This window comes from uncultured Candidatus Kuenenia sp. (genome assembly GCF_900696675.1).
In the GTDB taxonomy this organism is placed as follows: Bacteria; Planctomycetota; Brocadiia; order Brocadiales; family Brocadiaceae; genus Kuenenia; species Kuenenia stuttgartiensis_A.
This window is the reverse complement of record NZ_CAADGZ010000146.1, coordinates 1-7,665: the sequence shown is the minus strand read 5'-3', so window position 1 is coordinate 7,665 and position 7,665 is coordinate 1. Positions and strand designations below refer to the sequence as shown.

The window sequence follows — 7,665 nt, the reverse complement described above, 5'->3', positions numbered from 1 at the left end:
ATAATTCCATCAACTTATTCATAAGTAGTGTCCTCCAAATTGTCTGATTACTATTTACGAGGATACTACTATACTTTATAATAAACTAAAAATCACCTTTTTGGTTGCGGCCAAAGGCCGCGCTAGGAAATATTTGGATTCAAACATATTTTCCTTTTTCATATTCTTATCACAAATATATGGTAAACAATCTTTTAAAATCTCCCAATCTCACTTTTTTATGAAATTACCATCGACTTCTAACAAATTCAACAGACAAAACAATTCAACCAATCCAACTCACTAATCCTAACTTCACATCTTCCCAACTTCCCAACCTCTCAACCTCCTTAACTCTTTAACTTCTTTATAATTCCAACATAATGCGTATTAAAAACCTTCAACTTTTCCAGCAAATAACATACGAGCCATGAACTATCAGCTATCAGCCATGAGCCATTCGTTATGAGCCGTGTAACCGGAGGGGCAAGGGTAATACGTTTGAGATCAATTTGGCAATGGGGAAAGAGTTCGTAAATTTCTTTCTTCTTTACGACTTTCACATCGGGGTTTTTGGGGTTGTACAATAAAGCAATTTTATAAACTCATCATAAAATCAACCTCTTTTTTCCCATCCTGGTCAAGGTCTTTATAGAATTTATTAAAATCGGTCTTTGCCTCTTCTTTATTAATTCTCAATATCTTTACGACTTCATTAAAATCATCGGTTGATAACTTTCCAAATTCCTTTTCAAATATCCCTTTGACTAATTGTGCTACCTTTTCATACCTGTCATTGCTCATAGTGTCTCCTTATTTCTCTTACAATTTCATTTTCTATGACAATCCTTTATCACCCTTATTATCCTATCAATATCACCGGTCGTCATCGCAGTCCCGGATGGTAAACAGAGCCCTCTTTTAAAAAGGTCTTCACACACTGCTCCGCCGCACATGGAGCAGCCCTTGAAAACCGGCTGCATATGCATCGGCTTCCAGACAGGGCGGGATTCGATATTCTCTCTTTCCAATGCCTGCCGGACGGCTTCCCGGTCAGCGCCAAAGTCCTCAGGCGTAATCAGTATGACGGTCAGCCACCTGGTCGCTCGCCCATACGAGGTCTCAGGCATGAATTCGATCCCAGGCATATCAGCCAGTGCCTTACGGTAATAGTCACATATCCAGCGCTTCTTTTCGACACGCTCATGCAAAACGCGCAACTGGCCCAGGCCAATCGCCGCAACAATATTGCTCATCCGGTAGTTGTACCCTATCTGCGTATGTTCGTAGTGAGGCGCAGGGTCACGGGCCTGCTGTGAAAGGAATTTTGCCTTTTTTATCAGGTACCCATCGTCTGAGGCCAGCATCCCACCCCCCGACGTGGTGATGATCTTGTTTCCGTTAAAAGAATACACCACAAAGGCAGAGCCCTTCCCGGCATGTCGTCCCTTATACGTTGCACCAAGGGCCTCAGCCGAGTCTGAGACAACTGGGATATGGTACTGATTACAGATATCGAGAATCCTGTCAAGGTCAGCAGCCTGTCCGAGTATGTCTGCACTGATGACCGCCTTCGGGAGATTGCCCTGCTTATTTCTGAATGACAGCTCTTCTGCCAACAGATCAGGGTCCATATTCCATGACTTTGCCTCAGAGTCGACAAATGACAGTTTTGCGCCCTGAAAAATAACCGGACTCACGCCACCAATAAAAGTGAAAGATGGAGCAATCACCTCATCGCCAGGGCCGACACCCAACAGACGCAGGGCAAGATGCATTGCGCTGGTGCCGCTCGACACGGCCGCCGCATGCGGAATACTTACCATCTCAGAGAATTCCCGCTCAAACGCATCAACATGTGGCCCAACCGGCGCGATGTAATTGCTCTCAAAGGCCTGTTTGACAAATTCAAGCTCCTGACCACCCATGTGAGGCGGAGAGAGAAAAATACTTTTATTTAACTCAGCCATTTATTGAATATTTGTTCAAATAATTACTTATTATTTCGGGTGTATTCCCGATTTTTTGTGATTTCCGCCATGTTTTAATGAAACGTTGCAGTAGTGTTAACCCTGACAGGGTTTCAAACCCTGTCAGGGTTGTTTTGCCCCGACTCCATGAACGCTTACAAACAATCGGGAATGCATCCATTATTTCTTCTAAAACATCTCTCAATTTCGGAATCTCAGAATTGAGAATAGTTCCCTCAAAATGCTTGTGATTTTTAAAGCTTAACATTGGTTTATGCACAGCATTATCATATCGTAATATTATATTGTCTTTTTATCCTGGTAATGGAATGCATAAGAAAGTTTTTCAATCTTGTATCTCAGGTCAACATATTCAGTAACAAATAGCTTTGAATCATCAATGAATTGTATAATTGTTTTTATTAAACCAATCTTTTCTGTCCTGGAATCAATCTTTAGTTCCGATGTTATAATAAAGCCGGATTTTGAATATTCATTAATTATCTTTGCAAATTCTTGCAAATATTCAGCTATTAACATATTCAATATATTTAAGCTTTTTCAGCTCATCAAGAATTCTATCCCGTATTTTCAATTCACCTACCCATGTAATGTATTCATCATCACCACCTTTTAAATCTTCTGTAGTAAATTCCTTTAAAAATATTTCTGATGAAACCTCACATTTCCCTTCAAATTCTTTTATTTCCCTGTTCGTCCTATTCAAACCAATTTCCAGTCTCTTTATTTCAGCAGAAATAGCAGATTTAACTACCTCTTCTGTCGCTTTTTCTTCAGCTATAATTTTCAATTTACTCATCAAAACACCCCCCTCTTCATAACCTCCCGATTTCCCATCTTCTCAACCTCACACATTCCCAACTTCTTAATTTCCCGTTTAACCAAAAATCGTCTGGAAAATATATTTAATATCATTAATAAAGCTATAATTCTCAACATATTCACGGTTTAGCTTTACTTTATCAGGGAAAAGCACCTCTCGATTATATTTTTCCGGATCATCTTGCGCTGCCAAAACCTCTTCCTCATTTTTGTATTTCAATGTTGCCGGGCTTGTGATACCAGGCCTTACAGACAAGATCACCCGATCATCACCCGTTAGCATATCTGCAAAACCAGGGACATCAGGCCGTGGTCCTACAAAGCTCATATGCCCAAAAAACACATTAATCAGTTGAGGTAGCTCATCAATCTTTGTCTTGCGGAATAATCGACCAAGCGGTGTAATCCGAGGATCATGTGTAGTAGTAACTGTTGTATCAATGGATGGGATATAACGCATTGTACGAATTTTAATAACCGTGAAGGGTTTCCCATGTTTCCCAATACGTGTTTGAGTAAAAAACCCACTTTCCCTCGTATCAATTGAAGCCGCTATATAAGCCAGAATGATAATCCAGCCTGTCAGGATCAAGCCTATTGAAGAGACTACAAAATCGAAGCCTCTTTTTAAAAATCGGTTAAAGGGGGATAGTCCTTGTTTTGGCTTTCCCAATCCATTGACTTGTCTGTTATTCCCGGGTGTTTCTTTTTCCCGTTGTATTTTATATTCTGCAATTGTCATAGAGATTATTGAATAATTAAGATGCGACCCTTTTCGTTCTTATGACGTACGACTTATATTTTTTGACTTACAACTTACGTCTTATTTCTTAAGATAATTGATAAATCCCATAATCAGCCTGGAAATGTCAGTACATTTGTTATATAAATCTTTAAATTCATTTTCAGCAATATAACCGAGGTCAAGAGCGATATATAACTGACTTTTTACCTCAGCAGAAGATCCTCGTGCATAATAAAGAAACTGATTGAATTCCTTATCCGACCCTCTTTTAAATCCTTCTGAAATATTGGACATTACAGACACAGAGGGCAGCCCTTCGGATTTGATCTTTTAGGCCAAAGTCTTTCATAAACTCCTTGTCATTTGTAATTCTGTATATCTCTCGTACCAATTCCCTTGCAATCTGCCATGCCTTAATATCCTCAAATTTCTCAATCTTCATATCGTTCTTCAGTATAAAAATTGGCTAATAACATATGTCTTATGTCTTATGTCTTATGTCTTATGTCTTATGTCTTATATTTTTTGACTTACGACTTAAAACTTATGACGTACGATTTGTATTTATTCGACTTTCGACTTACGACGTATGACTTATTTTTTTTAAGTCAGCAATCCCCATATTGACCCAAGTCCGTAACTGAAATGAAGTGTCGCAAAGACTATGGGAAGGCTAAAGAAATATCTGTTCCCATGTTTATATGAGAGCATGGCCGAAGAAAATACATTGGCCAATGCATAACAGCCTGAAATTACAGCCAGAAGCCCACAACCGAGGTCCAAAATTATGTATTAAAATACCGGCAATAGAGAGAAATAATCATCTCCAATTGCTTAAAAATTCCAATCTACTTCTCGTGTCTATATCATTGAGCGAGAACCAGAGTTTCATAAATCTTTTTAGAAGAATTCCGACCGGCAGTTGGTCAGATAATATTATTCCTGCATGCTCTTTTCCGTTTCTCAAATATTCATTATGCAGGATGGCAAAATCTCCCTTATTATGGGTAAATATCGCTCTTCCTTCTTTCGTAGCATAAGCAAGTTGTTCCTCGTCAGACTTTCCATCATTTCTTACCTGCTGGGTGGTAACTGCATTAACCCCTCTGTTTATGAGTGCTTGTGCAAAAGCCAGCGGAACATCTTCGTCAAGATAGAGCTTTATCTTCATTTCTAAATAAGTTTCTTAATGTTTTCTTCACTATTTTCATCTGTCTCCTTATCTATCTCTTCCTGATGCTCATAATAGTATGATAGAGCATCATGTATTTGCGAAAGTGTAAGATGGGGGAATTCTCGTGCAAGTTCTTCAGGCGAAAGGCCGAGTCTGTAATAGGCCACGATATTCGATACCCTCGTCCTTGTTCCAACGATTATTGACTTTCCTCCGCCTATATCTTCTTTTGAAGTTATATATGGATGAACAACCTTTGTAGACATGATCACCTCCTGTTTATATGTATAAGAATTTTAGCGTTATTTTAACTTACCATAAAAGATATGTCCATTTTTCGTAATCCATTTCCTTACGGTCAGCAATCCCCATATTGACCCAAGGCCATAACTGAAATGAAGGGTTGCAAAGACCATGGGAAGGATAAAGAAATATCTGAACCCATATTTATAGGAGAGCATGGCCGAGGAAAATACATTGGCCAATGCATAACACAGCGAAGATTCCCCTCTTATCCCTCGTAAAACGGGGAATTATTAGAGTGAAAACCCTCGAATAAAAAAAGTTTTTACACAGTATCCTATAATAGTGTAAATATTACGCCTATTACGTCACTCATGTAAATTGGAATTATGACCTCTCGTCCATAAGATCCCATTTATACACCCTGGACTTTTCACCCTTATGAACTTCTGTCTCCGATAAAAAGACTCCTCCCATTTTCTCATAAAATCGACAAGCAGCTACGAGATTTGATCCCACAACAACTTTAAATCGAAAAACCCCTCTGGTTTTGAATTCATCTACTAATTTAATAAAAAGCTTTCTCGCCATACCTTTACCTTGATAATTTTCTTCAACAACGATGCTTAATAATTCCGCGTCCGGCAGGTCGTTTTCTTTTTTTGCAGAATAAAATAAAGTTTCTAAGGTCTTTCTCATAGTTACCGGCTTTAATAATTTTGGTAATAAATCCGAATCTCAGCATAAGGGATTTGAGACTAAATTCTTATCCCTTGACCAACGCTTTTTAAAAGAAGGGCATCTTCTTCATCGGCATAGGCAATTATGTTTTTTAAAACCCCCTCACCCAAAACAGCCTCAATCTTTATCAACTTGTTTTCTCCTTTACAGGTATTACCAACTATCTTTCCCGTAAAATGTCCATTTTCCTTTTCTGTTTCTGTAGAAATAATTCCACTAATATTCCATCTTTCAATCAATGGTTTCAAAATAAAATCAAAATTAGCTGATGCAATGTAAACCTTGTCATTGGAATTAACATGATTTTTTAACTTATCTAGAACTGAGTTATTTATCATGTTTTGTACTCTATCTTCAAAAAACTGATTAACTATTTTTTCTATTTCTTCAACACTTTTCGTTTTGACAAACAATTGCAAAAAGGACTCTTTTAATATTTTATCACTGAGCAATTTCTGCTTATGTAATACTAAACATGCGTAAAACAAAAACAATTTGTAATTATGATTATATTTCTTTGCAATATATGTTGCAAACGGTCTCAAGGTATCACGTTTTGTAAGTGTCTTATCAAAATCAAAAATCACAATTCTCATATTTTATCAACGTCAAGTAATGCATCTTCTGTTGGATTTGAGCTACCTGTTTTTACAAATTTACTCAAATAATAGCGACATTCTGTCACAAAAGGCATCAAGTCATCTTTATACAAATCATCAAAACTTTCACCTTTACAGGAAAAGAAATCAAATATTGGCTTGATAGATCTTTTTGCTTTTATCTGACTTAACGTAGCCAAAATATCCCCTAAAATCCATCTTACAACAACACCTTCCTGGTAACTGGTAACAGGTTCTATATCTCCGTCTATAGCCATCCTATAAAGGAGATAAGGGAAATCTACACCTGCTTTGATGGGTAATGCTAAAGAGCCCCAGAATCTAGGATTAACCTCAATTAACCACCCCTTTTTTTCATTCTCATTGAATTTAAACTCCACCATTGCAACGCCATGCCATTTAAGAGAGGTTAACAAATATTCAGCGTATTCTTCAATTATAGGAATTTTAACACTCATTCTTTTGGTACTTGTACCACCCGTTGCTATCTTTTCCCTTAATCGTTTGTGGGTAAACCTTGCCCTCATTTGACCATTATTAAACAGCAAAGAAACTCCATAACCTTCGCCGTTCACATATTCCTGAACGATCGGATATTCTTCAATTTTAAGATTATTCTCTTCTACTAAATCTGTATATTTTTTCAAAAGATTTTCATATGACGATGCATAAAAAACCCCTTTTGAACTATTCGTATTAAGCAGCTTAATAACAACCTTCCCTCTTTTACCAATCTCATTCCATATATGTTTCAAATCAGATACGTTTTTCGGTTTAAATGTTTTTGGGACGGGAATATTTAATGCTTCAGCAATTTTTGCAAGGGAATCCTTTTTATGAACTGACTTTAACAATTGAAAATCACTTATTGGTATCTTTACTCCGGTATCTTTAAATTCATCAATATATCTTGCAATAACAAAGGTTTCTTCATGGACAGGAATATAGACACTTGGCTTTACTACTTGAAATGTTGATTTTAAGCTTTCAATAAAATCTTTTGAATTCTTGTAAAAAGAAGGGTAAGAAAATGAACAAACGCAGTATTTTGAACTTTTAGCCATGGCTACATTTGAAGTGTCTCCAACAGCGACTTTTAATCCTTTTATGGATAAACTCCTTAGTATATTATATGCAACCCTGTTCCAACCGTAGGTTAATAACAGATCAATCTTATCACTTAGTTCTCTGCTCAATTTTAGCCTTATAATGTCAGTAAAGTTACAGCAATACTTCAATGCCTAAATTCTCATTTTTGAGCGTAAATCACCAGAATACTACCCAAATTCATTACTTTAGAAAGTTTAAAAATGAAACGTTCTATTAGATTCTGTCCTATTAAAGGTTGGT

Annotated in this window: 13 protein-coding genes; all 13 read right to left on the bottom strand. The window is 37.1% G+C overall.

Annotated elements, in window-relative coordinates; genetic code table 11:
- Nucleotides 1–329: 329 nt before the first annotated feature.
- Nucleotides 330–542 carry a hypothetical protein gene (locus tag QZT26_RS15240; protein ID WP_295103371.1) on the bottom strand — a complete coding sequence of 71 codons (213 nt, stop codon included), beginning with the start codon at nucleotides 540–542 and terminating at the stop codon, nucleotides 330–332.
- 34 nt (nucleotides 543–576) lie between these two features.
- Nucleotides 577–783, bottom strand: a complete 207-nt coding sequence (locus QZT26_RS15235) for a hypothetical protein (protein ID WP_099324232.1) — start codon at nucleotides 781–783, stop codon at nucleotides 577–579.
- Between the two features lie 26 nt (nucleotides 784–809).
- Entirely contained in the window at nucleotides 810–1,949 is a 1,140-nt protein-coding gene (locus tag QZT26_RS15230; protein ID WP_295103368.1) for an aminotransferase class I/II-fold pyridoxal phosphate-dependent enzyme, read from the bottom strand.
- Nucleotides 1,942–2,217 (bottom strand): hypothetical protein, encoded by a 276-nt coding sequence (locus QZT26_RS15225; protein ID WP_295103366.1) that lies wholly within the window; start codon nucleotides 2,215–2,217, stop codon nucleotides 1,942–1,944. The genes QZT26_RS15230 and QZT26_RS15225 overlap by 8 nt, the downstream gene beginning before the upstream one ends.
- Nucleotides 2,218–2,249: 32 nt before the next feature.
- A complete protein-coding gene (locus QZT26_RS15220) occupies nucleotides 2,250–2,471 on the bottom strand; it encodes a hypothetical protein (RefSeq protein ID WP_295103364.1) in 222 nt (73 codons plus the stop codon).
- A 4-nt stretch (nucleotides 2,472–2,475) separates the two neighbouring features.
- Nucleotides 2,476–2,769, bottom strand: a complete 294-nt coding sequence (locus QZT26_RS15215) for a hypothetical protein (RefSeq protein WP_295103363.1) — start codon at nucleotides 2,767–2,769, stop codon at nucleotides 2,476–2,478.
- A gap of 78 nt (nucleotides 2,770–2,847) precedes the next feature.
- Complete coding sequence (locus QZT26_RS15210) at nucleotides 2,848–3,465, bottom strand: sugar transferase (protein ID WP_295103362.1); 618 nt, start codon at nucleotides 3,463–3,465, stop codon at nucleotides 2,848–2,850.
- Nucleotides 3,466–3,805: 340 nt separating this feature from the next.
- Entirely contained in the window at nucleotides 3,806–3,979 is a 174-nt protein-coding gene (locus QZT26_RS15205; RefSeq protein ID WP_295103360.1) for a four helix bundle protein, read from the bottom strand.
- A 378-nt stretch (nucleotides 3,980–4,357) separates the two neighbouring features.
- Complete coding sequence (locus QZT26_RS15200) at nucleotides 4,358–4,708, bottom strand: DUF5615 family PIN-like protein (protein WP_295103359.1); 351 nt, start codon at nucleotides 4,706–4,708, stop codon at nucleotides 4,358–4,360.
- 2 nt (nucleotides 4,709–4,710) lie between these two features.
- Nucleotides 4,711–4,977 (bottom strand): DUF433 domain-containing protein, encoded by a 267-nt coding sequence (locus tag QZT26_RS15195; RefSeq protein ID WP_295103356.1) that lies wholly within the window; start codon nucleotides 4,975–4,977, stop codon nucleotides 4,711–4,713.
- A gap of 364 nt (nucleotides 4,978–5,341) precedes the next feature.
- Nucleotides 5,342–5,653, bottom strand: a complete 312-nt coding sequence (locus tag QZT26_RS15190; RefSeq protein WP_295103354.1) for a GNAT family N-acetyltransferase — start codon at nucleotides 5,651–5,653, stop codon at nucleotides 5,342–5,344.
- 59 nt (nucleotides 5,654–5,712) lie between these two features.
- Nucleotides 5,713–6,291 (bottom strand): HAD-IB family hydrolase, encoded by a 579-nt coding sequence (locus QZT26_RS15185; protein WP_295103352.1) that lies wholly within the window; start codon nucleotides 6,289–6,291, stop codon nucleotides 5,713–5,715.
- A complete protein-coding gene (locus QZT26_RS15180) occupies nucleotides 6,288–7,511 on the bottom strand; it encodes an ATP-grasp domain-containing protein (protein ID WP_295103350.1) in 1,224 nt (407 codons plus the stop codon). The genes QZT26_RS15185 and QZT26_RS15180 overlap by 4 nt, the downstream gene beginning before the upstream one ends.
- Nucleotides 7,512–7,665 lie beyond the last annotated feature (154 nt).